The sequence below is a fragment of the Pseudomonas sp. 8(2025) genome (genome assembly GCF_052665325.1).
On the sequence record NZ_JBQOIE010000002.1, the window covers coordinates 255259 to 279231 of the forward strand.

The following is a 23973-nucleotide window of genomic DNA, read 5'->3' on the forward strand; positions in this document are numbered from 1 at the left end:
AGGCATACGCCTCCCCGCCTCGAGAATCCAGCACCGCGGCCTTCACCGCCGGTTCAGTTTGGGCGAGCCGGCAAGGCCCGCCGAATACATGGTTGGCCTTCTCAGGCCGCTTAGCTTAGCCCCAGCTCACGCCAAATTCGTAACACTTCCCGTCGTTCGGTCACAAATTGATCACCGGTAATGATTCCGGCCTCATTCTGCAACGCCTGCCGGTGAGCCGCGGAACGGTAGGCCTTGTAGACCTCGCGCAGCAGGCTGGCATCGCTCGCGGGCATCAGCCCGACTTGCTCCAGACCTTCCAGGATGCGGATGTTATCGGTATAGCGCAGCAGTGACGGGTGCTCTTCGGACCACGCCAGGGCCGCGTATTGCACCATAAATTCGATATCGACGATACCTCCGGCGTCCTGCTTGAGGTCGAACGGCGCCGTGGCTTCGAAGGCATTGGCTGCGGTTCCGGCGGCGGTCAGGCGGCTGCCCAGGTTGTCGCGCATCTTGGCCCGCATCTCGCTGACTTCCTGGCGCAGCTTGGGCAGGTCGCGTTTTTTCCCCAGCACCGCGGCCCTGACCTTTTCAAAGGCCTGGCCCACATCCTGGCTGCCCACCAGCACCCGCGCCCGCACCAGCGCCTGGTGCTCCCAGGTCCAGGCCTCGTTTTCCTGATAGCGGGCAAAGGCCCCCAGGGAACTCACCAGCAACCCCGAAGCGCCGGAAGGCCGCAGGCGCATATCCACTTCATAGAGCTGGCCGGAGTTGGTCTGGGTGGTCAGCAGGTGAATGATGCGCTGCCCCAGCCGGGTGAAGAACTGCGCACCGTCTATGGGTTTGGGCCCGTCGGTTTCCGCCTGGGGGTCGCCATCATGGATGAACACCAGGTCCAGGTCGGAACCATGGCCCAGCTCGATGCCGCCGACCTTGCCGTAACCGACAATGATGAAGCCCGGGTCGCACAAGGTGCCGTCGGTACGCAGCGGTGCACCGTGCTTGGACACCGTCTGGCGCCAGGCCAGGGCCAGCACCTGTTCCAGGATCGCTTCGGCGAGCCAGGTCAGGTAATCGCTGACTTTCATTAAAGGCAGGCTGCCGGCGATCTCCGAGGCGGCCACTCGCAGGCGGTGGGCCAGCTTGAAGTGGCGCAGGGCTTCCATCTGCTGCTCAAGGTCATCCTCGGGAATGCGCGTCAGGCGCTCGCGCAACTCGGCAGCCAGTTCCGGCGCCAGGGGCGGCTTGAACAGGCGCCCCTCGTTGAGCAGTTCATCCAGCAGCAGGGGGAAGCGGGTGATCTGCTCGGCGATCCACGGGCTGGCGGCGCACAAGGTCAGCAGACGACGTAGAGCCCCCGGGTTCTCGGTGAGCAGCACCAGATAGGCCGAGCGCCGCGCCACGGCTTCCACCAGCGGCAGCACTCGCTCCAGCACCAGGTCCGGATTGGCGTGCTCCACCGCCTGGGCCAGCAACCGCGGAATAAAGGCATCCAGACGTTCGCGCCCCAGGCGCTGCATGGCACGTAGCTGCGGGCTGCCCCGCAGACCGGCCAGGGCACGCAGGGCCTTGGGCGCATCGACGAAGCCACCCTCCTGCAACTGGCGGCAGGCGGCCTCCTCGTCCTGGGCTTCCTCCCACAGCGGCAGCCATTCGCCACCCACCACCACTTCGCTTTCGGCGCCTTCATCCTCATCCGGGTCGGCGATGACCTGACGGAAGTGCCAATCTACCCGGCCGCGCCAGTGCATCAACTGTTCGTGGAAGGCGTTCCAGTCGGCAAAGCCCAGCATGAAGGCGATCCGCGCCTGATCCTGGGGATTGTCCGGAAGCATCTGCGTCTGGCGATCGGCGATGGCCTGGATCGCGTGCTCGGTATAGCGCAGGAACTCATAGCCTTCGCGCAGCTCGCTGATCACGGCAGGCGGCAGGTAGCCCTGCCCTTCCAGAGTGCCCAGCACCTTTAATAGAGGACGCTGCTGCAGGCTCAGGTCGCGTCCGCCATGGATCAGCTGGAAAGCCTGGGCGATGAACTCGACCTCGCGGATCCCCCCCGAGCCCAGCTTGATATTGTCGGCCATGCCCTTGCGCCGGACTTCCTGCTGGATCAGCTGCTTCATGGTGCGCAGCGCCTCGATGGCGGAAAAGTCCAGGTAACGGCGATAGACGAAAGGCCGCAGCATGTCCAGCAACTGCGCACCGGCGGCCTGATCCCCTGCCACCACCCGGGCCTTGATCATGGCGTAGCGTTCCCAGTCGCGCCCCTGATCCTGGTAGTACTGCTCCAGCGCATTGAAGCTCAACACCAGGGCACCGGCAGAACCATAGGGCCGCAGGCGCATGTCGACGCGGAACACGAACCCGTCGACGGTCATCGGGTCCAGGGCCTTGATCAGGCGCTGCCCGAGGCGAATGAAGAACTCCTGATTATCCAGGGGCCGCTTGACGCCGACGGTCTCGCCGCCTTCGGGGTAGGCGAAGATCAGGTCGATGTCCGACGACAGGTTGAGTTCCACCGCCCCCAGCTTGCCCATGCCGAGGATCACCATCTGCTGCGGCTCGCCGCTACGCCCGCCGGTGGGCACGCCGAACTGCTGGGTGTGACGCAGATACAACCATTGATAGGCCTGGTCGATGCAGGCGTCGGCCAGATCGGAAAGGTCGCGGCAGGTCTGCACCAGATCCGCCTGGCGGGTCAGGTCGCGCCAGATGATCCGTACCTGCTGACGGGTGCGCTGGCGCCGCAGCACGCGCCCCAATTGATCCTCGCTCTCGGCCGCCTGCACCGCGGCGGCGATTTGCGCGCACAACTCCCCAGGCGCGAATGGGCGGTCCAGCTCGCCGCTGCGCACCAGCTCCAGCAACATCAAAGGGTCACGCAGGCTCTGTTCAATGACAAAGTCGCTGGCGGCGCCCACCCGGGCGAACTCCGCCCAGCGTTCGGCGCTCCAGTCGGCCAACCCGGGATCGCCTTCCAGGGCCGCGACGGCGCCACGCAACGACTGCTCTGCGCGACTGACCAATGGCAAGAGAATCGCGGGGACGGGGGCAAGCGCGGGCAGGCTCATGGGCTATCCTTGATCGGCGTGGAAAATGCGGGCGGGGACGGATGTCGCGGGCAGGCCGCCTGATGGACTGTCGAACAAAAGTTAGAAATAGCTGAAAATAGGTTTTTTTTAGCAGCCGGCATTAATTTATTACCTATTCCCGTTAGTCATCGACCAACAGTAACGATTATTCTCACAACGCAGCAGGAGGCCACAAGCCGCTCTTCTGTAGTTTTACTACTCGTATATACATTCGAAAGGCTGAAATGGCCGACGATTTGTAGTAAAACTACACGCCGCTGGATCAACCTCCGGCAATCCAAGAATTTATAATCGTCTGCCCAAAAGGCCAGTCGCAAACTCAGGCAACCGATTCTGGAAGCCTTTCCGCCCTGGAGCAAGCCATGCAAGACCTCGATCCCGTCGAAACCCAGGAATGGCTGGACGCCCTGGAATCGGTTCTCGACAAAGAAGGCGAAGACCGTGCTCACTATCTGATGACCCGTATGGGCGAACTCGCGACCCGCAGCGGCTCGCAACTGCCCTACGCCATCACCACGCCGTACCGCAACACGATTCCCGTCACCCACGAAGCACGCATGCCTGGCGACCTGTTCATGGAACGCCGCATTCGCTCGCTGGTACGTTGGAACGCGTTGGCCATGGTCATGCGTACGAACCTGAAAGATTCTGACCTGGGCGGTCACATCTCCAGCTTCGCCTCCAGCGCCACCTTGTATGACATCGGCTTCAACTACTTCTTCCAGGCCCCGACCGACGAACACGGCGGCGACCTGATCTACTTCCAGGGTCACGCATCGCCTGGCGTCTACGCCCGTGCGTTCATGGAAGGCCGCATCACCGAAGACCAGATGAACAACTTCCGCCAGGAAGTCGATGGCAATGGCCTGTCGTCCTACCCGCACCCTTGGCTGATGCCTGACTTCTGGCAGTTCCCGACCGTTTCCATGGGTCTGGGCCCGATCCAGGCGATCTACCAGGCGCGCTTCATGAAGTACCTGGAAGCCCGTGGCTTCATCCCTGCCGGCAAACAGAAAGTCTGGTGCTTCATGGGCGACGGCGAGTGCGACGAGCCGGAATCCCTGGGCGCGATCTCCCTGGCCGGCCGCGAGAAGCTGGACAACCTGATTTTCGTCATCAACTGCAACCTGCAGCGCCTCGACGGCCCGGTTCGCGGCAACGGCAAGATCATCCAGGAACTCGAAGGCGTGTTCCGTGGCGCCCAGTGGAACGTCAACAAGGTGGTCTGGGGCCGTTTCTGGGACCCACTGCTGGCCAAGGACGTCGACGGCATCCTGCAGCGCCGCATGGACGAAGTCATCGACGGCGAGTACCAGAACTACAAGGCCAAGGACGGCGCGTTCGTCCGCGAGCACTTCTTCAACACCCCTGAACTCAAGGCGATGGTTGCCGATCTGTCCGACGACGAGATCTGGAAACTCAACCGTGGCGGCCATGACCCGTACAAGGTCTATGCGGCCTACCACGAGGCGGTCAACCACAAAGAGCAGCCGACCGTCATCCTGGCCAAGACCATCAAGGGTTATGGCACCGGCGCCGGCGAAGCGAAGAACACCGCGCACAACACCAAGAAAGTCGACGTCGACAGCCTGAAGCTGTTCCGCGACCGTTTCGACATTCCGGTGAAAGACGACGACATCGAGAACCTGCCGTTCTTCAAACCAGAAGAAGGCAGCGCCGAAGCCCGCTACCTGAGCGAGCGTCGTGCCGCACTGGGCGGTTTCGTGCCGCAGCGTCGCGCCAAGAGCTTCAGCGTCCCGACTCCGCCACTGGATACCCTCAAGGCCATCCTCGACGGCTCGGGCGACCGTGAAATCTCCACCACCATGGCCTTCGTGCGAATCCTCGCGCAACTGGTCAAGGACAAGGAAATCGGCCAGCGCATCGTGCCGATCATCCCGGACGAAGCCCGCACCTTCGGTATGGAAGGCATGTTCCGCCAGTTGGGCATCTACTCCTCCGTCGGCCAGCTCTACGAGCCAGTCGATAAAGACCAGGTGATGTTCTACCGCGAAGACAAGAAGGGCCAGATCCTCGAAGAAGGCATCAACGAAGCGGGCGCCATGAGCTCCTTCATCGCTGCCGGTACTTCGTACTCCAGCCACAACCAGCCAATGCTGCCGTTCTACATCTTCTATTCGATGTTCGGCTTCCAGCGTATCGGCGACCTGGCCTGGGCTGCCGGCGACAGCCGTACCCGCGGCTTCCTGATCGGCGGTACTGCCGGGCGCACCACCCTCAACGGGGAAGGCCTGCAGCACGAAGACGGTCACAGCCACATGCTGGCCGGGACCATCCCGAACTGCCGCACCTTTGATCCGACCTACGGCTACGAGCTGGCGGTGATCATCCAGGACGGCATGAAGAAGATGACCGAAGAGCAACAGGACGTCTTCTACTACATCACCGTGATGAACGAGTCCTACCAGCAGCCAGCCATGCCGGCCGGTGTCGAGGAAGGCATCATCAAGGGCATGTACCTGCTGGAAGAAGACACCCGCGAGGCCGCGCACCACGTGCAACTGATGGGCTCCGGCACCATCCTGCGCGAAGTTCGCGAAGCCGCGAAGATCCTGCGTGACGAGTTCAACGTCGCTGCCGACGTCTGGAGCGTGACCAGCTTCAACGAACTGCGCCGCGACGGCCTGGCCGTGGAACGCAGCAACCGTCTGCACCCTGGCCAGAAGCCGAAGCTGAGCTACGTCGAAGAGTGCCTGAACGGCCGCAAGGGTCCGGTCATCGCCTCCACCGACTACATGAAGCTGTTCGCCGAACAGATCCGCCAGTGGGTCCCATCCAAGGAGTTCAAAGTCCTGGGCACCGACGGTTTCGGCCGCAGCGACAGCCGCAAGAAACTGCGTCACTTCTTCGAAGTAGACCGTCATTTCGTGGTGTTGGCAGCCCTGGAAGCCTTGGCTGACCGTGGTGACATCGAACCTAAGGTCGTGGCTGAAGCCATCACCAAGTTCGGTATCAACCCGGAAAAACGCAACCCACTGGACTGCTGAGGAGACTTTCTGTGAGCGAACTCATTCGCGTACCTGACATCGGCAGCGGTGAAGGTGAAGTAATCGAACTGTTTGTGAAGGTCGGCGACCGTATCGAAGCCGACCAGAGCATCCTGACCCTGGAATCGGACAAGGCCAGCATGGAAGTGCCGGCCCCGAAAGCCGGCGTCATCAAGAGCCTCAAGGTGAAGCTGGGCGACCGTCTGAAAGAAGGCGACGAACTGCTCGAACTGGAAGTCGAGGGCGCCGCTGCTGCGGCCCCGGCGGCTGCTCCTGCGGCAAAAGCTGAAGCCAAACCGGCTGCTGCTCCTGCCGCAGCGTCAGCCCCAGCCGCAGCCCCTGCTGCCGCTTCGGTTCAGCAAGTGCACGTGCCGGACATCGGTTCGTCGGGCAAGGCCCAGATCATCGAGATCCAGGTCAAGGTCGGCGACAAGGTCGAGGCTGATCAATCGCTGATCACCCTGGAATCCGACAAGGCAAGCATGGAAATCCCGTCGCCTGCCGCTGGCGTGGTCAAGGCCATCAGCGTCAAGCTCAACGACGAAGTCGGCACCGGCGACCTGATCCTGGACCTGGAAGTGGCGGGTGCTGCGGCTCCTGCTGCCGCTCCGGCCCAGGCTGCTGCTCCGGCCGCTGCCGCTGCGCCTGCTCCTGCAGCAGCCCCGGCTGCTCCAGTGGCTGACAGTGTTCAGGACATCCACGTTCCGGACATCGGTTCGGCCGGCAAGGCCAAGATCATCGAGGTGCTGGTCAAGGCTGGCGACAGCGTTGAAGCCGACCAGTCGCTGATTACCCTGGAATCCGACAAGGCGAGCATGGAAATTCCATCGCCTGCCGCTGGCGTGGTGGAAAGCGTTTCCATCAAGCTGGACGACGAAGTCGGCACCGGCGATCTGATCCTCAAGCTGAAAGTCAAAGGCGCAGCGCCTGCTGCTGCCCCGGCTCCGGCTGCGGCGCCAAGCGCTCCGGCTCCAGCCGCCGCTGCTGCCCCGGCTGCCGCTGCACCTGCTGCCGCCCCGGCCGCCGCACCTGCCAAGCCAGGCGCGAAAGTTCACGCCGGCCCGGCTGTGCGTCAACTGGCCCGTGAATTCGGCGTCGAGCTGAGCGCTGTCGGCGCCAGCGGCCCACACGGTCGCATCCTGAAAGAAGACGTGCAGGTCTACGTCAAGGCCATGATGCAGAAGGCCAAGGAAGCGCCAGCTGCTGGCGGCGCAACCGGTGGCGCGGGCATCCCGCCGATTCCGGTCGTGGACTTCAGCCGCTTCGGTGAAATCGAAGAAGTGCCGATGACCCGCCTGATGCAGGCCGGCGCCGCCAACCTGCACCGCAGCTGGCTGAACGTGCCACACGTGACTCAATTCGACTCGGCCGACATCACCGAGCTGGAAGCTTTCCGCGTTGCACAGAAGGCCGTGGCCGAGAAGGCCGGCGTCAAGCTGACCATCCTGCCGCTGCTGCTCAAGTCCTGTGCCCACCTGCTCAAGGAACTGCCGGACTTCAACAGCTCCCTGGCGCCAAGCGGCAAGGCGATCATCCGCAAGAAGTACGTGAACATCGGCTTCGCCGTGGACACTCCGGATGGCCTGCTGGTACCGGTGATCAAGAACGTCGACCAGAAGAGCCTGCTGCAACTGGCGGCCGAGGCGGCTTCCCTGGCGGAAAAAGCCCGCACCAAGAAGCTCTCCGCGGACGAGATGCAAGGCGCCTGCTTCACCATCTCCAGCCTCGGGCACATTGGCGGCACCGGTTTCACGCCGATCGTCAACGCGCCGGAAGTGGCGATCCTCGGTGTTTCCAAGGCCACCATCCAGCCAGTCTGGGACGGCAAGGCCTTCCAGCCGAAACTGATGCTGCCACTGTCCCTGTCCTACGATCACCGTGTGATCAACGGCGCGGCCGCCGCACGCTTCACCAAGCGCCTGAGCGACCTGCTGGCGGACATCCGCACCATTCTGCTGTAACCCGCGTACCGGCCCTCCTGTCATGGGCGGGCCGGTAGCGCACGCTTTCCGAGCGCCACGCTCGTACCTCAACCCCGTCAATTTGGCGGGGCTTTTTTTGCCAGAAAAACGTCGCCAATTGCCCGTCAGTGCACGACGCCAAACAGCAAAAAAGTTACTTTGCAGAAATCCTTCTGCCTGCCGATACAGGTTTATAGCACTTAGCCTTCATCTTACTTGTCAGTCGATGCGCCATGATGCAACCTTGCCGCAGGCAACAGTAAAGAGGGCGTGAGCCCGGCGCGATCAGCAATTTCGAAGCGAGTTTCCCCATGAAAAGCCAACCCGATGCCGCCAGCCGTATGGCGGCCGAGGTAGTGACGCAGTTGCCTGTGCCCTCGCGGCTCGGCATGTTGCGTTTCGAACGGCTGAATGAAGCGAGCTGGGCGCTGCTGTTTCTCGATCCCAATTGCGAACGCCAGTTCGGCCTGCCCGCCGTCGAACTCTGCGCCCTGGTCGGCTCGCCCTATGCCAGCCTGATGGAGCCCGAAGCCCGCTATCAGTTGCACGACACCATCCAGCAGCAACTGAGCAACAGCTCCCATTACCTGATCCGCTATACCCTGCACACCGCCCAGGGGCCCTTGAGCATCCTCGAGCTGGGCGAAGCCTACAAACAGCACAACCGGCACCTGCTGCGCGGCTACCTGTTGGTGGTCGAAGGGCTGTTCAGCGATGCTTCGGCGCTGCCGGCACTGGATCTGGAAACCCAGAACACCCGCCTGCAGATCGCCCTGGAACTCAACCAGCGGGCCCAGCAGGAGCAATTGCAGCACCTGGAAAGGGTGCGTGCGCAGCAGGATTTGATCCTGCTCCTGACCCGCCAGCGCTACAGCACCGGCAATTCGTTGAAGGAAGCTGCCGAACTGATTACCCGCAGCGCCTGCGACATCTACCAGATCGACTGCGCCAGCATCTGGAACCTGGAAGACCAGCAACTGGTGCCGATTGCTGCCTATCACCGCGGCCCCCAGGAATACCGCATGCCGGAGTCCATCGACGCCAGCAGCTTTCCCGACTACCTGGAAGCCCTGCACAGCTGCCGCGCCATCGACGCGCAAAACGCCATGCGCGACCCGCGAACCCGGGAGATGGCCGAGAGCCTGCGCCCGCGGGACGTCAACGCCATGCTCGACGCCAGCATCCGCATCGACGGCCAGGTCGTCGGCGTACTGTGCCTGGAACAGACCGGCATGACCCGGGCCTGGCAGTCCGACGAGATCGCCTTCGCCGGCGAACTGGCAGACCAGTTCGCCCAGGTCATCAACAATCACAACCGGCGGGCCGCCACCAGCGCCCTGCACCTGTTCCAGCGCGCCGTGGAACAGAGCGCCAACGCCTTCCTGCTGGTCAATTGCGACGGCGTGGTGGAGTACGTCAACCCCAGCTTCACGGCGATCACCCAATACAGCACCGAAGAGGTCCATGGCCACCGCCTGTCCGAACTGCCGGCCCTGGAAAACCTCAGCGAGCTGCTGTTCGACGCTCCGTCCAGCCTGGCCAAGAGCAACAGCTGGCAGGGCGAGTTCAAGAGCCGGCGCAAGAACCTGGAGCCTTACTGGGGCCAGCTGTCTATCTCCAAGGTGTATGGCGACAACCGCGAGCTGACCCACTACATCGGCATCTACGAAGACATCACCCAGACCAAGCTCGCCCAGCAGCGCATCGAGCGCCTGGCCTACACCGACAACCTGACCAACCTGGGCAACCGCCCCGCCTTCATCCGCAACCTCGATGAACGCTTTGCCCGAGACAGCGATACCCCGATCAGCCTGCTGCTGGTGGACATCGACAATTTCAAGCGGATCAACGACAGCCTCGGCCACCAGACCGGCGACAAACTGCTGATCAGCCTGGCCCGGCGCCTGCGCAACAGCCTGAGCCCCAGCGGCAGCCTGGCGCGCTTCGCCAGCAACGAATTCGCCGTGCTGCTGGACAACACCGACCTGGAAACCGGGCAACAGATCGCCAGCCAGTTGCTGATGACCCTGGACAAGCCGATGTTCGTCGACAACCAGTTGATCAGCGTCACCGGCTCCGTGGGCCTGGCCAGTGCGCCGCTGCACGGCCGTGACCCGCAGACCCTGATGCGCAACGCCGGCCTGGCCCTGCACAAGGCCAAGGCCAACGGCAAGCACCAGGTGCAGGTGTTCACCGAGGCGCTGAACGCCGAGGCCAGCTACAAACTGTTCGTCGAGAACAACCTGCGCCGCGCCCTGACCCAGAACGAGCTGGACGTGTTCTACCAGCCCAAGCTGTGCCTGCGCAGCGGCCGCCTGCTGGGCATGGAGGCGCTGCTGCGCTGGAACCATCCGGAAAAGGGCATGATCCGCCCCGACCAGTTCATCAGCGTGGCGGAAGAAACCGGCCTGATCATCCCCATCGGCAAGTGGATCGCCCGCCAGGCCTGCCGCATGAGCAAGCAACTGACCGCCGCCGGCATGGGCAACCTGCACGTGGCCATCAACCTGTCGCCCAAGCAGTTTTCCGACCCGGACCTGGTGGCCTCCATCGCCAGCATCCTCAAGGAAGAACAACTGCCCTCCTCGCTGCTGGAGCTTGAGCTGACAGAGGGCCTGCTGCTGGAAGCCACCGACGACACCCACCAGCAGCTGGAACAACTGAAAAAACTCGGCCTGACCCTGGCCATGGACGACTTCGGCACCGGCTATTCGTCCCTGAGTTACCTGAAGAAATTCCCCATCGATATCATCAAGATCGATCGCAGCTTCATCCACGAGATCCCCGACAACCAGGACGACATGGAAATCACCTCTGCGGTGATCGCCATGGCCCACAACCTGAAGATCAAGGTGGTCGCCGAAGGCATCGAGACCGCCGAGCAACTGGCCTTCCTGCGCCGCCATCGCTGCGACGTGGGCCAGGGCTACCTGTTCGACCGGCCGATTCCCGGCTCCGAGCTGATTGCCAAGCTCAAGCGTTATCCTCGTGGCCCAATTGCCTGACAGCGCTGTAACACTCGGGCAAACTGCGTGTCTATCGACTGACTGACTCCCCAACCTGACTGGAGGACTGCAACATGGTCTTGCGCTCGGAAATTCTGGTGAACAAAAACGTGCTTCCAACCAAAGAACAAGCTCTGCCTGGCCGTGAAACCCCCATGACCCTACCTGCCGAACACTACGTCAACGGCAACCCGCTGCTGGGCCCGTTTCCGGGCAATGTGGATTTCGCCATCTTCGGCCTGGGCTGTTTCTGGGGTGCCGAACGGCGATTCTGGCAGCGCGAAGGCGTGTTCAGCACGTGCGTGGGTTATGCCGGCGGCTTCACCCCGAACCCGACCTACGAAGAAGTCTGCTCGGGCCTGACCGGGCATACCGAAGTGGTGCTGGTGGTGTACGAGCCGGAAAAGGTCAGCTACAAGGAATTGCTGGCGATGTTCTGGGAACTGCATAACCCGACCCAGGGCATGCGCCAGGGCAATGACATCGGCACCCAGTACCGCTCGGTGATCTACGCCACCAATCCGACCCAGCTGGAGCAGGCGCTGCACAGCAGGGACGTGTTCCAGGCGGAGCTGACCAAGGCCGGCCTGGGCACCATCACCACGGAAATCGAAGAAGCGCCGACCGTGTACTTCGCCGAGGCTTACCACCAGCAGTACCTGGCGAAGAACCCTGAAGGCTATTGCGGGATCGGCGGCACCGGCGTGACCTGCCCGATCTGAGTCCTTGGGCCGGCCAGCCGGCTCCTGCAACCTTCCGCAGGAGCTGGCTGGCCAGCGACCCCTTACTCTGCGATCAACCAGTCCATCTGCCAGCCGCCCTGGGTCTGGCCCAGCTTCTTCGACAGCCAGGGCAGCAGCTCGCGCAACTCCTCTTCCAGGCCCCAAGGCGGGTTGGCGATCGCCAGGCCCGAACCGTTGAGGCTGTTGGGCGTATCCAGCGGATGCACCAGCAACTCCACCCGCAGCAGCTTCGGCGCACCGGTACCGGCCAGGTCCTGATAGAAGCGTCGCAGGGCGCGCTGGTCCTTGACCGGGTACCAGATGGCCGCCACGGTCTGGCGCATGCGGCCAATGGCTTCCTTCAGCGAGGCCGCACAGCGCTGCATCTCGTCCAGTTGCTCGAAAGGCGGGTCGATGAGCATCACCGCGCGTTTTTCCGCCACCGGCAGCAGGGCCCGGGCCACGTGCCAGCCCTCGCCCAGGTGCACCGCTACCCGCCGGTCACCCTTCATGTTGTCCTTGAGCAGCAGGCCGTCTTCCGGGTGTTTCTCGTTGAGCAGCACCCGATCCTGGGAACGGGTCAGGCGCCGAGCCAGTTCCGGCGAGCCCGGGTAGTAACGCAACTCGCCATCGGGGTTCATCTTGTGCAGCACCTGCATGTAATCGGCGGTCAGCGCCGGCAGGTCCTCGTCGCCCCACAGGCGGGCGATGCCTTCCAGGTACTCGCCGGTGCGCGTGGCCTGGTCGCCCTTGAGGTCATACAGGCCGATACCGGCGTGGCTGTCGAGGTAGGCGAACGGCTGCTCCTTGCGCGACATCAGGGCGATGAGGCGGGTCAGGGTCAGGTGTTTGAAGACGTCGGCGTGATTGCCGGCGTGGAAGGCGTGACGATAGTTCATGGTTGCTCCTGCGCAGGGGGGCAAGTTTACCCTGTGCGCAGGCTGTCGTCAGTTCAGAGCCGGGCCGTACCCGACGCAGGCGACGACGGGCACGGGGAGGCGCTCAGACGAACTCGTGGCTGACTTGCGACCACAGGCTGACCCGCCGCCCGGACGTTTCGAACACCTCGATCTCGCGCTTGATCCCGCCACTGTCCTTCCAGCCCGGCAGGTCGAGCACGATCAGTTCCTCCATCATCGCCATGTACAGCGAATCCACCGGCGCCCAGAGCTTGCCGATGGCGGCATTGTCCTTGCCCGCCAGGCACAGGTTGATCGGGTGGGACATGCTCACCTGGCTGAACACCGCATGGCCGGCTTCCAGTATCTGCGCCGCGACCTGGTTGCATTGGAGAAAACGCTCGTTGATGACGGCCGGCTCGGAATGGCTGTAGGGGCAGGCCAGGAAAATCTTGCGCATCGTTACCTCGATTTCAGGGATAGGTGATGCGGGCCGTCAGGCCCGCGCAGGTTGCAGGGCAAAGGCGGCCGCCTGTTCCTGCTCTTGCAGCTCATAGCGCTGGGCGGCCGGCACCGAGATGCGGATGGCGATCGCCACCGCCAGCAGGCCGCCAAACAGTTTGCCGAGCAGAATCGGCAGGATCAGGCTTGGCTGGAAGTTCGCAGTGAAGGCCAGGTGGTCGCCGATCAGTGCCTGGGCGCAGACCCCCAGGGCCACGCACAGCACCTTGTCGCGGGCGGTCATGTGCTTGAACAGGTGGAAGGTGGCGATGATGTTGGCAAACACCATGATGAACCCCGCGGCACCGGTGCTGGACAGGTTCAGATGGCGTCCCAGCAGCTCCATGGGCTTCTTGCAGTAGCGCTGGAACAGGTAGCAGATGGGGAAGGTACCGGCGAGCATGATGCCGATGTAGCCGGCGATCTCGATCGCCCGGAACAGCTCCTTTTCGTCGGCGAACATCGGGTCGAAGCCCCAGCCGCCGAAGTTGATGCTGAAGAACTTGGTGAAGTGCTCGACGATGCTCAGGGCCAGGATCAGCTTGATCGCCGCGTCCATGATCTTGCCGAACACCAGGAAGCCCCTGACCATCATCTGCGGCCGGTAGCGCAGCCCCGCCGCCAGCAGGAAGCAGAACACGAACAGCGGCGCCAGCAGCTTGAGCATGTCGACGAAGCCCAGGGACAGGTAGTACAGCGCCTCGGAGTTGGTGGAAACGATGTCCCGCACCGGCAGGTGGGTAGCGGTGATGATCAGCAGCGACATCAGCACCGCGAACGGAATGCTGATCAGCCCGGCCATGGCACCCAGGGCCAGGTACTTGTGGTCCTTGCGCTCGAGCATGGTCAGGCCCACCGGGATCAGGTAGACGATGGTCGCCCCGGAGGTGTAGCCCACCAGCATCGCGGTGATCCACAGGTCACGGTTGGCGGTCAGGGCGTTGGCCAACTGGTAGCCGCCCATATCCACGGCAATGATCGACAGCGCCGCGATGGAGACATCCGAACCCAGGGCGTTGAAGAACGGCCCCAGGGCGTGGGAAATGCCCTGGGACAGGTAGGGAATCGCCACCATGATCCCGGCCTGGGCCAGGAACACCGGGCCGATGGAGTGGATACCGTTGACGAACTCCTTACCCAGCCCGCTCTCGGGCTTGATGATGGATGACAGGGCGCCGATCACGGCGCCGAGCATGATCAGGTAAATGACGTAGTTTCCAAATTCAGCCATGTGGGTTCATCTCTCTGAGCGTCATTTATAGGTTTCCCCCGCCGGGGAAGTTCTTGTCGAGGCCAGCTCTGGTCACTCATCGCCAAGGAGAACGATGAACCAGGTGATGAAATACAGGGCACATCCCGTGCCACAATGTGTATTAGTTGTGGTTTTTACTTTAAAACAACCATATTTCGGTCAATTCATCTTCGCAACATTGGCCCGACCTGCCGTGAGTCCGGAGCCAACCCCATGACTGCAGGCCATTGTGAAACGTGCAAGTAAATGCTTAACTTTTCCATCGAATTTGACCGAATCAGCACATTCCTGAACCAGGAGTGTGCGTAAGTAACAAAAAATGCCCATTTGTGTGGCGAAGTACCACTAAACGGAAAACACCATGCGCCCCAACGAACGACGACAGCACATTCTCGAACTCCTGCGGCAACGGGAGCGGATTTCTGTGGAAGAGCTGGCGCGCATCACTGCCACGTCCCAGGAAACCATCCGCCGCGACCTCAGCGACCTGGCGGAAAGCGGCCTGGTCACCAAGTTCCACGGTGGCGCGGCCCTGCCCCCTACCGGCGAGCACGAAAACACCTTCCAGACCCGCATGAACGAACACGCCCAGGAGAAGCGCGCCATCGGCCGCTACGCCGCCGGCCTGTTCTGCGCGGGCGACAGCATCTTCATCGATACCGGCACCACCACCCTGTTCTTCGCCCGGGAACTGGCGCAGCACACCCGCCTGACGGTGATCACCAACTCCCTGCCGATTGCCGGCTGCATTGGCGAGTCGGGCAATCGGGTGTTCATGATCGGTGGTGAATATCGCCCCGACTCGACACAGAACGTCGGCACCCTGGCCCTGGAACAGATCACCCGTTTCAACGCCGAGCACGCGGTGATCACCATTGGCGCACTGAATGAAGACGGCGCCATGGACTTCTCCATCGAAGAAGCCGAAGTGGCCCGCGCCATGATTGCCCAGGCCCGCCAGCTGACGGTGATCGCCGACTCTTCGAAGCTGGAACGCCGCGGCCTGTTCAAGGTGTTCCCGCTGGAGCGCATAGACCGCCTGGTAATCGACCGCCAGCCCGGCCCGGAGCTGCTGGCGGCCCTGGAGAAAGCGGGCGTGGAGGTGCATCTGGTGCCACAGCCCTGAACCAGGGCCGTTGCCACAGGTGATGGCCATCACCGAAAACCACAACCAAATGACCGATATATGACCGAATAGAAAATAAAAACAACAATCATGGCCCGCATTATGCTTTGATTCCTGCACAGATCCTTGGGTGTTACCGCAGGAAACAGGCATTTATATGACCGAACTTTATCCGAACAATGTGACTTTCGATGTGGCCATCGTCGGTGGCGGGGTCGTCGGTTGCGCCATGGCCCGGCGCTTCGCCCTCGAAGGCGCACGGGTGGTGCTGCTGGAAAAGGGCAGCGACATTCTCTCCGGCGCCAGCAAGGCCAACAGCGCCATCCTGCACACCGGCTTCGACGCCCCCAGTGGCAGCCTGGAACTGCAGTGCATGCAGGCCGGCTACCAGGAATACCTGGAAATCCACTCGGCCATGAACCTGCCACTGCTCAAGAGTGGCGCGCTGGTAGTGGCCTGGAACGCCGAGGACCAGGCCAGGCTGCCGGGGATCCTCGCCCAGGCCCAGGCCAATGGGGTAGACAACGTACGCCTGCTGGAACGCAGCGAGATCCTCGCCCTGGAGCCGCACCTGGCCAATCACGCCGTGGGCGCGGTACTGGTCCCCGACGAGCACCTGATCGACCCCTGGTCCGCCCCCCTGGGTTACCTGCAGCAGGCCATGGCCCATGGCGCCCGCGTACAGTTGCAATGCGAGGTGCAGCAAGGCCAGTTCGATGGCGACGCCTGGACCCTGCACACCAACCGGGGCACCCTGCGCAGCGCCCAGGTGATCAACTGCGCCGGGCTGTTCGGCGACACCCTGGAACACAACCTGCTGGGCCACAGCGAATTTCGCATCATGCCGCGCAAGGGCCAGTTCGTGGTCTTCGACAAGGCCGCGGCCACACTGCTGGAGCGCATCGTCCTGCCGGTACCCAACGAGCGCACCAAGGGCATAGTCCTGACCCGCACGGTGTACGGCAACCTGCTGGTGGGCCCCACCGCCGAAGAGCAGGAGGACCGCGTGCATGCGGGGCTCGACGGCCCGACCCTGCAAAGCCTGATCGATGCCGCCGTGGAGCGGATTCCCGCCCTCGCCGGGATGCCGGTCACCGCCACCTACGCCGGGCTGCGCCCCGCCAGCGAAAAGAAGGAGTACCGGATCCAGGCCGACCACGCCCGGCACTGGATCACCGTCGGCGGCATCCGCTCCACCGGGCTCACCGCCGCCCTGGGTATTGCCCGGCATGTCTACGGCCTGTACAGCCAGCGCCGCCAGCACCAGCCGGTGCGCGAACCGGTCTGGCCACAGATGCCCAATCTGGCAGAGCACTTGCCCCGCGACTGGCAGCGCCCCGGCTATGGCGAAATCATCTGCCATTGCGAACTGGTGACCCGGCGCGAAATAGAAAGCGCCCTGCACAGCCCCCTGCCACCTGGCGACCTGGGCGGGCTCAAGCGCCGCACCCGCGCCTGCATGGGCCGCTGCCAGGGTTTCTATTGCTCGGCCCAGGTCGCCGAACTCAGCGCCAGCCAACTGGCCGTCCCTCTTGCCACAGGTCGTTGCCATGAACAGCACTGAACTTCTTCAGGCCGAAGCGGCCATTATCGGCAGCGGCCCGGCGGGCCTGGCCGCGGCTATCGAACTGCGGCGCCAGGGTATCGGCCCGGTGATTGTCATCGAACGTGAAAGCGAAGCCGGCGGCATTCCCCGGCACTGTGCCCACCCGCCCTTCGGCATGCGCGAGTACCAGCGCCTTCTCAGCGGCCCGGCCTATGCCCGGCGCAATGTCGAAGCCGCGCTGAAAGCCGGCGTGATCCTGCTGCTGCGACACACGGTGGTCAGCCTGGAGCCCGGCGGCCTGTTGCGCCTTGCCACTCCAGACGGGCCACGGCAGATCCAGGCACAGAAGGTGCTGATCGCCACCGGCGCCCGGGAAACCCCGCGCTCGGCACGCCTGCTGTCCGGCGACCGCCCGGTGGGGGTGATCAACACCGGGGCCTTGCAGAACTTCCTCTATGTGCAGCACCTCAAGCCTTTCGAGCGGCCGCTGATCATCGGCACCGAACTGGTCAGCCTGTCTGCCGTGCTCAGTTGCCGACGCGCCGGTATCCGTCCGGTGGCGGTGCTGGAAGCCAATAAACGAGCCACCGCCCGCTGGCCGCTGTCGGTGTTCCCAAGGTTGCTGGGCATCCCCATGCACTTTGGCGCCGAGCTGCTGGCGATCAATGGGTGTGGCCGGGTGGAGTCGGCCCGGGTGCGCCTGGCCGACGGCCAGGTTCGCGACATTTCCTGCGACGGCGTGCTGCTCACCGGCCAGTTCACCCCGGAGTCGAGCCTGGTGCGCCTGAGCCACCTGCAACTGGACAATGGCAGCGGGGGGCCGAAGATCGACCAGTACGGCCGCTGTTCGGACCCGGCCTACTTTGCCGCCGGCAACCTGCTGCGGCCGATCGAGACGGCCGGCTGGTCCTACCGCGAAGGGCGGCGCATCGGCAGCCTGATGGCCCTGGCCCTGAGCGGCCAGCTACCCGATGCCAATGACGCCCTGACCCTGAAGTACGCCGCCCCGATCAAGCTCGGCGTGCCGGGCCGCCTGGTGCGCGGCGAACTGGCGGGCCTGGCGCACATCCAGTTGCGGGTCAGCCAGGCGGTCAGTGGCACCCTGCGGGTCCGCGCCCAGGGCCTGGAGCTCTGGAGCCGACCGGTCTCGGCACTGCCGGAACGGCGCCTGCTGATCCCCATCAAGGACCTGCACCTGCCGGAACATTTCGACCAACTGGACATCTGCATCGACCAGGCCGTCCCACAACAAGAGAAATGACCATGCGAATAGCCGCACTTGACCAGGGCACCACCAGCACCCGCGTACTGGTCGTGGACATGCAAGGCCGTGCCGATATCCAACTGGCGCTGCGCCACCAGCAGCATCACCCGCGCCCGGGCTGGGTCGAACACGACCCGCTGGAGCTGCTGGCCAACCTGCAACGCTGCCTGGAAGCCACCGGCCGGGTCGACGCCATCGGCCTGGCCAACCAGGGTGAAAGTTGCCTGGCCTGGGACGCCGTCAGTGGCGCGCCGCTGTCGCCGGTGATCGTCTGGCAGGACAACCGCAGCACCGCGCGCATCGAAGAACTGCGCGCCAGCGGCGCCGAAGCCCTGACCCTGGAACGGGCCGGGCTGCCCCTGGATGCCTACTTCTCCGCCAGCAAACTGGCCTGGATCGTCGACAACCTGCCGGCGGCACAGGCCGCCCTGAGTGCCGGCCGCCTGCGCCTGGGCACCACCGATGCCTACTTTCTCGATCGCCTGACCGGGGTCTACGCCACAGACATCACCACCGCCTCGCGCACCTCGCTGATGAATCTCGCCACCGGCCAGTGGGACCCGCAGTTGTGCCAGCTGTTCGGCGTGCCCCTGCAGGCCCTGCCGGAAATCCGCGCCACGGTCGGCGACTTCGGACGCATCGGCCAGACCCCCATCAGCGCCTCGGTGGTCGACCAGCAAGCCTCGCTGTACGGTCACGGCTGCCGGGAGCCGGGGGACGCCAAGATCACCTTCGGCACCGGCGCCTTCGCCCTGACAGTCACAGGCGAACAGATCATTCGCGCCCCGGAGAAAGGCCTGCTGGCCACCGTCGCCTGGCAGGCCGACGGCAAACCGGTGTATGCCATGGACGGTGGCGTGTACGACGCCAGCGCCGCAGTGGAATGGGCCGGGCGCCTGGGCCTGTTCAGCGACTTCTCGGAACTGGCAGCCTTCGATCAGCCACCGGCGATTTCCCGCGAGCTGGCGTTTGTCCCGGCCTTGTCCGGGCTTGCCTGCCCGCACTGGGACCGCAGTGCGGGGGCGGTGTGGATCGGCATGAACGCCGCCACCACTCGCCAGGACCTGTGCCAGGCGGTACTGGAAGGCGTGGCCCTGCGCAGCGCGGAAGTGATCACGGCGATGGACGATCACCTCAACGTCACCGACCAGTTGTCGATTGACGGCGGCCTGGCCCGCAGCCCGTATTTCGCCCAGTTCCTGGCCGATATCCTGCAACGCACCATAGTCACCCAGCGCTTCGACGAACTCACCGCCCTGGGCTGCGCCGCCCTCGCCGCCCGCGGCCTGGGGCTGGAGTTGCCAGAGCTGGACAACACCCGCACCGACTACCGGCCGCGTATCGACCGGGCCACGGCAGACGCCTGGCGCTGCACCTTCAGCACCGCGGTCAAGCGCTCCCAGGGCTGGTCCCAGCCGCGCTGAAACCGCCCGCCGGCCATGGATGGCCGGCCCTTTCCTGCCGCACCTCGGGACCCTTGCCCATCCGCCGCGCCTATTGGACACTGACGCGCCTGCCCGCGGCCAAGCGGCGGGCACATCAAACGGTTGCTGGCGACTCAGACACACGGGACCACTGACTGCTGCGCGGGCACACGACCTGCCTGGCTGTGCTCATTAATGGATTAGCCAGGGTCTGTTACCGCTTGGTGACAAGCCCTTAGTCGAGGATTTATGAAAGACGCAACGATTGCGCTGCACCATGGATTCAAGTCGGACCCGACCACCAAGGCCGTGGCCGTGCCCATCTACCAGAACGTCGCCTTCGAGTTCGACAATGCCCAGCACGGCGCTGACCTGTTCAACCTCGATGTGCCCGGCAACATCTACACCCGCATCATGAACCCCACCAACGATGTGCTGGAACAGCGCATGGCCGCCCTGGAAGGCGGGATCGCCGGGCTGGCGGTGGCCGCCGGCAGTGCCGCCATCCACTACGCGATCCAGACCCTGACCCAGGCTGGGGACAATATCGTCTCTACGCCCCAGCTGTACGGCGGCACCTACACCCTGTTCGCCCACCTGCTGCCCAGCTTCGGGGTCGAAGTACGCTTCGCCCGGGACGACTCGGCCGAGGCCATTGCCGAGCTGATCGACGACAAGACCAAGCTGGTGTACTGCGAGAGCATCGGCAACCCCGCGGGCAACATCGTCGATATCGAGGGCCTGGCCCAGGCCGCCCACGCCCGTAACGTGCCACTGATGGTGGACAACACCGTGGCCACGCCGATCCTGTGCAAGCCGATCCAGTTCGGCGCCGACATCGTGGTGCACTCGGTGACCAAGTACGTCGGCGGTCACGGCAACTCCCTGGGCGGGGTGATCGTCGACAGCGGCAACTTCCCCTGGGCCGACCACCCGCAGAAGTTCGCCAGCCTCAACACCCCGGAGCCGGCCTACCACGGCGTGGTCTACACCGAGAAGTTCGGCCCCGCCGCCTTTATCGCCCGGGCCCGCACCGTGCCGCTGCGCAACACCGGCGCAGCATTGGCGCCGATGAACGCCTTCCTGTTGCTGCAAGGCCTGGAAACCCTGGCCCTGCGCATGGAACGCCACACCGACAACGCCCTCAAGGTGGCGCAGTTCCTCAAGGCCCACCCGCTGGTGGCCTGGGTCAGCTACGCCGGCCTGCCCGACCACCCGCACCATGAACTGGCGCGCAAATACATGCAGGGCAAGCCATCGGCGATCCTCTCCTTCGGCCTCAAGGGCGGCTATGCCGCGGGCGTGCGCTTCTACGATGCGCTGCAGATCTTCAAGCGCCTGGTGAACATCGGCGACGCCAAGTCCCTGGCTTGCCACCCGGCGTCCACCACTCACCGGCAGATGAACGAAGAAGAGCAGGCCAAGGCCGGGGTCAAGCCGGAGATGATCCGTCTCTCGGTGGGCATCGAGGCCATCGAAGACCTGCTCGAAGACCTGGACCAGGCACTGCAACAAGCCTGATCCCCGGCCCTGGCGTTCTGCGCCAGGGCCATTGCCTAGCGCGTTGGCACCCACGCCTCTCCCCTCTCCAGCCCCCAGGACCCTTGATCACCCGCAAAGGAACCCGACATGATTGTGCGTTACGTCAAGATCACCATGACCCTGGCAGTGGCGGCCTTCGCCCTGCTGGTGGCCTACAACAACATCAGCGACTACGGTTCCAACTTCGCCTTTGTCCAGCACGTGCTGAGCATGGACAGCGTCTTCCCTGGCAACAGCGCCACCGACCGCGCCCTGACCTTGCCGCTGCTGTGGAATGCCGGTTACTGGCTGATCATCGCCGGCGAAGCCCTGACCGGCGCGCTGCTGGTGTTTGGCGCCCTGCGCCTGTGGCTGGCCCGGCACGGTGTCGCCAGCGACTTCAACCGCGCCAAGCGCTGGGCCATTGCCGGCTTCTGCCTGGGCTTCTGCGTCTGGTTCTTCGGTTTCATGGTGGTCGGCGGCGAGTGGTTCATGATGTGGCAGTCCAAGGCCTGGAACGGCCAGGACGCGGCGTTCAAGTTCTACATGGCGATCCTGGGCGTGCTGATATTCCTCAACCAGCCCGACACCGAGCTGCACTGACCCTATAGTCGCAGCCGAGCCATGGCGAGGCCTTGCGGTCCCTCCGAGCGCCCCTCGTTAGCAGCCTGCGGCAGCGGCTACGGGACGCAAAAAAAAACGGCCCGCTGCGGTGACGCAGCGGGCCGTTCTTCATCGCCCCGGGGAATCAGGGCAGGATTTGCGCACTCAGTGGTTGAGCTTGAAATCCTTCTCGGCCGCTTCGAAGCGCTGGACCATGCCGGCGCTCGGCGTGCCCATCTTGCTCACCAGCAGGATCGCCAGGCTGGCGAAGATGAAGCCCGGGATGATTTCGTACAGGCCCAGCAGAGCGAAATGCTTCCACAGGATCACAGTGACGGCACCGACGATGATGCCGGCCAGCGCGCCGTCACGGGTCATGCCTTTCCAGATCACCGAAATCAGTACCACGGGGCCGAAGGCCGCGCCGAACCCGGCCCAGGCATAGCTCACCAGGCCCAGCACGCGGTTTTCCGGGTTGGCGGCCATGGCAATGGCGATCAGCGCCACCACCAGCACCATGGCGCGGCCGACCCACACCAGTTCCAGCTGGGAAGCGTGCTTGCGCAGGAAGGCTTTGTAGAAGTCTTCGGTCAGGGCACTGGAGCACACCAGCAGCTGGCAGCTCAGGGTACTCATGACTGCCGCCAGGATGGCCGACAGCAGCACACCCGCGATCCATGGGTTGAACAGCAGCTTGGCCAGTTCGATGAACACCCGCTCAGGGTTTTCGGTCACAGGGCCGGCCACCTCAGGGTGCGCCGAGAAATAGGCGATACCGAAGAAGCCCACCGCCACGGTGCCGCCCAGGCACAGGATCATCCAGGTCATGGAGATGCGACGGGCCTTGGCAATCGACTTCACCGAATCGGCGGCCATGAAGCGCGCCAGGATATGCGGCTGGCCGAAGTAGCCCAGGCCCCAGCCCATCAGCGAGATGACGCCGATGAAGGTGGTGTTCTTGAGCATGTCGAAATTGGTCGGGTCCTTGGCTTCGATGGCCAGGAAGGTGGTGTCCACACCACCGGTCGCCAGCAGCACGATGATCGGCGTCAGGATCAGAGCGAAGATCATCAGCGTGGCCTGGACGGTATCGGTCCAGCTCACTGCCAGGAAACCACCCACGAAGGTGTAGGCAATGGTTGCCGCCGCACCGGCCCACAGCGCTGTCTCGTAGGGCATGCCGAAAGTGCTTTCGAACAGGCGGGCACCGGCGACGATGCCGGAGGCGCAGTAGATGGTGAAGAACACCAGGATCACCACCGCAGAGATGATCCGCAGCAGGCCGCTCTTGTCTTCAAAGCGGCTGGAGAAGTAGTCCGGCAGGGTCAGCGCGTCACCGTTGTGTTCGGTCTGCACCCGCAGGCGGCCGGCCACGAACAGCCAGTTGAGGTAGGCACCGACGATCAGGCCGATGGCGATCCAGCTTTCCGAAAGACCGGACATGTAGATGGCGCCCGGCAGGCCCATCAGCAGCCAGCCACTCATGTCGGAAGCACCGGCGGAAAGCGCGGTGACCACGCTGCCGAGGCTGCGGCCGCCAAGAATGTAGTCGGAAAGGTTGTTGGTGGAGCGATAGGCCATGAAGCCGATCAGCACCATTGCCGCGATGTAGATCACGAAGGTGATCAAGGTTGGATTGCTTGCACTCATTGAGTTACGCCCTGGCTTTGTTTTTATGGTGCGGCGGCCACTGCCACCCGCCGCCAAACGATGACGCTTGGGAGACGATCAGGCGGGCCGCGCATTTATGACTGATGTTTCCCCAGGAAAGCCATCAGCCGATGAACCAGTCCTGCAGGACGGTTGCACCTTGGCCGCGAATCCTATGCAACAAGACGAACAAGGTGCAACCAATTTGCGCCGAATCAGTTGCACCTTGTCCAAAAACTGGTCGTTGACGACGCTTTTGCTCCTTTTTGGAGCAAAAAATGGCGTTTTCAGAAGTAAAGGCACCAGTAGGAGGCAAGCCACTCCGTGCAGGAATTTTATTCCTGACAAGCTGCTTCTTTTTCCAGCTAAAAATGGGTTGCACCCGGTTGCACCTATTGCAGTGCACGGATAATCTTGCCG

General features: G+C 63.6%; 16 protein-coding genes. 10 read left to right on the forward strand and 6 right to left on the reverse strand.

Translation table 11 applies throughout. The features are described 5' to 3' along the window. Window positions 1-110: 110 nt before the first annotated feature. Window positions 111-3050: a bifunctional [glutamate--ammonia ligase]-adenylyl-L-tyrosine phosphorylase/[glutamate--ammonia-ligase] adenylyltransferase gene (glnE, locus tag ACUXVH_RS05065; RefSeq protein WP_019093029.1), complete on the reverse strand. Its 2940-nt coding sequence runs from the start codon at window positions 3048-3050 to the stop codon at window positions 111-113. A gap of 383 nt (window positions 3051-3433) precedes the next feature. On the opposite strand from glnE, the gene aceE reads away from it, so the two are divergent. From aceE to msrA, 4 genes are all read left to right on the forward strand, one after another. Continuing rightward, entirely contained in the window at window positions 3434-6079 is a 2646-nt protein-coding gene (gene aceE / locus ACUXVH_RS05070; protein WP_011058882.1) for a pyruvate dehydrogenase (acetyl-transferring), homodimeric type, read from the forward strand. Between the two features lie 11 nt (window positions 6080-6090). Continuing rightward, window positions 6091-8040, forward strand: a complete 1950-nt coding sequence (gene aceF / locus ACUXVH_RS05075) for a dihydrolipoyllysine-residue acetyltransferase (protein ID WP_011058881.1) — start codon at window positions 6091-6093, stop codon at window positions 8038-8040. A 311-nt stretch (window positions 8041-8351) separates the two neighbouring features. Further along, window positions 8352-11045 (forward strand): sensor domain-containing phosphodiesterase, encoded by a 2694-nt coding sequence (locus tag ACUXVH_RS05080; RefSeq protein ID WP_011058880.1) that lies wholly within the window; start codon window positions 8352-8354, stop codon window positions 11043-11045. Between the two features lie 74 nt (window positions 11046-11119). After that, on the forward strand, window positions 11120-11767 hold the full coding sequence (gene msrA, locus ACUXVH_RS05085; protein WP_065364864.1) for a peptide-methionine (S)-S-oxide reductase MsrA: 648 nt from the start codon (window positions 11120-11122) through the stop codon (window positions 11765-11767). A gap of 62 nt (window positions 11768-11829) precedes the next feature. Here the strand turns inward: msrA and ACUXVH_RS05090 are convergent, their stop codons facing one another. The 3 genes from ACUXVH_RS05090 to eutH form a co-directional block, all read right to left on the reverse strand. Continuing rightward, window positions 11830-12666, reverse strand: coding sequence for a 23S rRNA (adenine(2030)-N(6))-methyltransferase RlmJ (locus ACUXVH_RS05090; protein WP_011058878.1), 837 nt, complete (start codon window positions 12664-12666; stop codon window positions 11830-11832). A 103-nt stretch (window positions 12667-12769) separates the two neighbouring features. After that, window positions 12770-13126 carry a DUF1937 family protein gene (locus ACUXVH_RS05095; RefSeq protein ID WP_065364863.1) on the reverse strand — a complete coding sequence of 119 codons (357 nt, stop codon included), beginning with the start codon at window positions 13124-13126 and terminating at the stop codon, window positions 12770-12772. A 36-nt stretch (window positions 13127-13162) separates the two neighbouring features. Continuing rightward, window positions 13163-14398, reverse strand: coding sequence for an ethanolamine utilization protein EutH (eutH, locus tag ACUXVH_RS05100; protein ID WP_011058876.1), 1236 nt, complete (start codon window positions 14396-14398; stop codon window positions 13163-13165). 382 nt (window positions 14399-14780) lie between these two features. On the opposite strand from eutH, the gene ACUXVH_RS05105 reads away from it, so the two are divergent. The 6 genes from ACUXVH_RS05105 to ACUXVH_RS05130 all read left to right on the forward strand — a co-directional run bounded on the left by ACUXVH_RS05105 (window position 14781) and on the right by ACUXVH_RS05130 (window position 21903). Then, window positions 14781-15545, forward strand: coding sequence for a DeoR/GlpR family DNA-binding transcription regulator (locus ACUXVH_RS05105; protein ID WP_011058875.1), 765 nt, complete (start codon window positions 14781-14783; stop codon window positions 15543-15545). Window positions 15546-15702: 157 nt separating this feature from the next. Beyond that, entirely contained in the window at window positions 15703-17109 is a 1407-nt protein-coding gene (locus tag ACUXVH_RS05110; protein WP_065364862.1) for an NAD(P)/FAD-dependent oxidoreductase, read from the forward strand. Then, window positions 17096-18352, forward strand: a complete 1257-nt coding sequence (locus ACUXVH_RS05115) for an NAD(P)/FAD-dependent oxidoreductase (protein WP_065364861.1) — start codon at window positions 17096-17098, stop codon at window positions 18350-18352. The genes ACUXVH_RS05110 and ACUXVH_RS05115 overlap by 14 nt, the downstream gene beginning before the upstream one ends. Window positions 18353-18354: 2 nt before the next feature. Then, a complete protein-coding gene (locus tag ACUXVH_RS05120) occupies window positions 18355-19779 on the forward strand; it encodes a glycerol kinase (protein WP_100255272.1) in 1425 nt (474 codons plus the stop codon). A gap of 249 nt (window positions 19780-20028) precedes the next feature. After that, entirely contained in the window at window positions 20029-21300 is a 1272-nt protein-coding gene (locus ACUXVH_RS05125) for an O-acetylhomoserine aminocarboxypropyltransferase/cysteine synthase family protein (RefSeq protein WP_015633901.1), read from the forward strand. 108 nt (window positions 21301-21408) lie between these two features. Beyond that, the gene (locus ACUXVH_RS05130; RefSeq protein ID WP_011058870.1) at window positions 21409-21903 is read left to right on the forward strand and encodes a DUF2165 family protein; all 495 of its coding nucleotides are present in this window, start codon (window positions 21409-21411) and stop codon (window positions 21901-21903) included. A 165-nt stretch (window positions 21904-22068) separates the two neighbouring features. Here ACUXVH_RS05130 and putP read toward each other — a convergent pair whose 3' ends face one another. Together putP and ACUXVH_RS05140 are read right to left on the reverse strand one after the other, a co-directional pair. Beyond that, a complete protein-coding gene (gene putP, locus ACUXVH_RS05135) occupies window positions 22069-23553 on the reverse strand; it encodes a sodium/proline symporter PutP (RefSeq protein ID WP_011058869.1) in 1485 nt (494 codons plus the stop codon). A 124-nt stretch (window positions 23554-23677) separates the two neighbouring features. After that, window positions 23678-23935, reverse strand: a complete 258-nt coding sequence (locus tag ACUXVH_RS05140; RefSeq protein ID WP_134532534.1) for a hypothetical protein — start codon at window positions 23933-23935, stop codon at window positions 23678-23680. Between the last annotated feature and the right edge of the window lie 38 nt (window positions 23936-23973).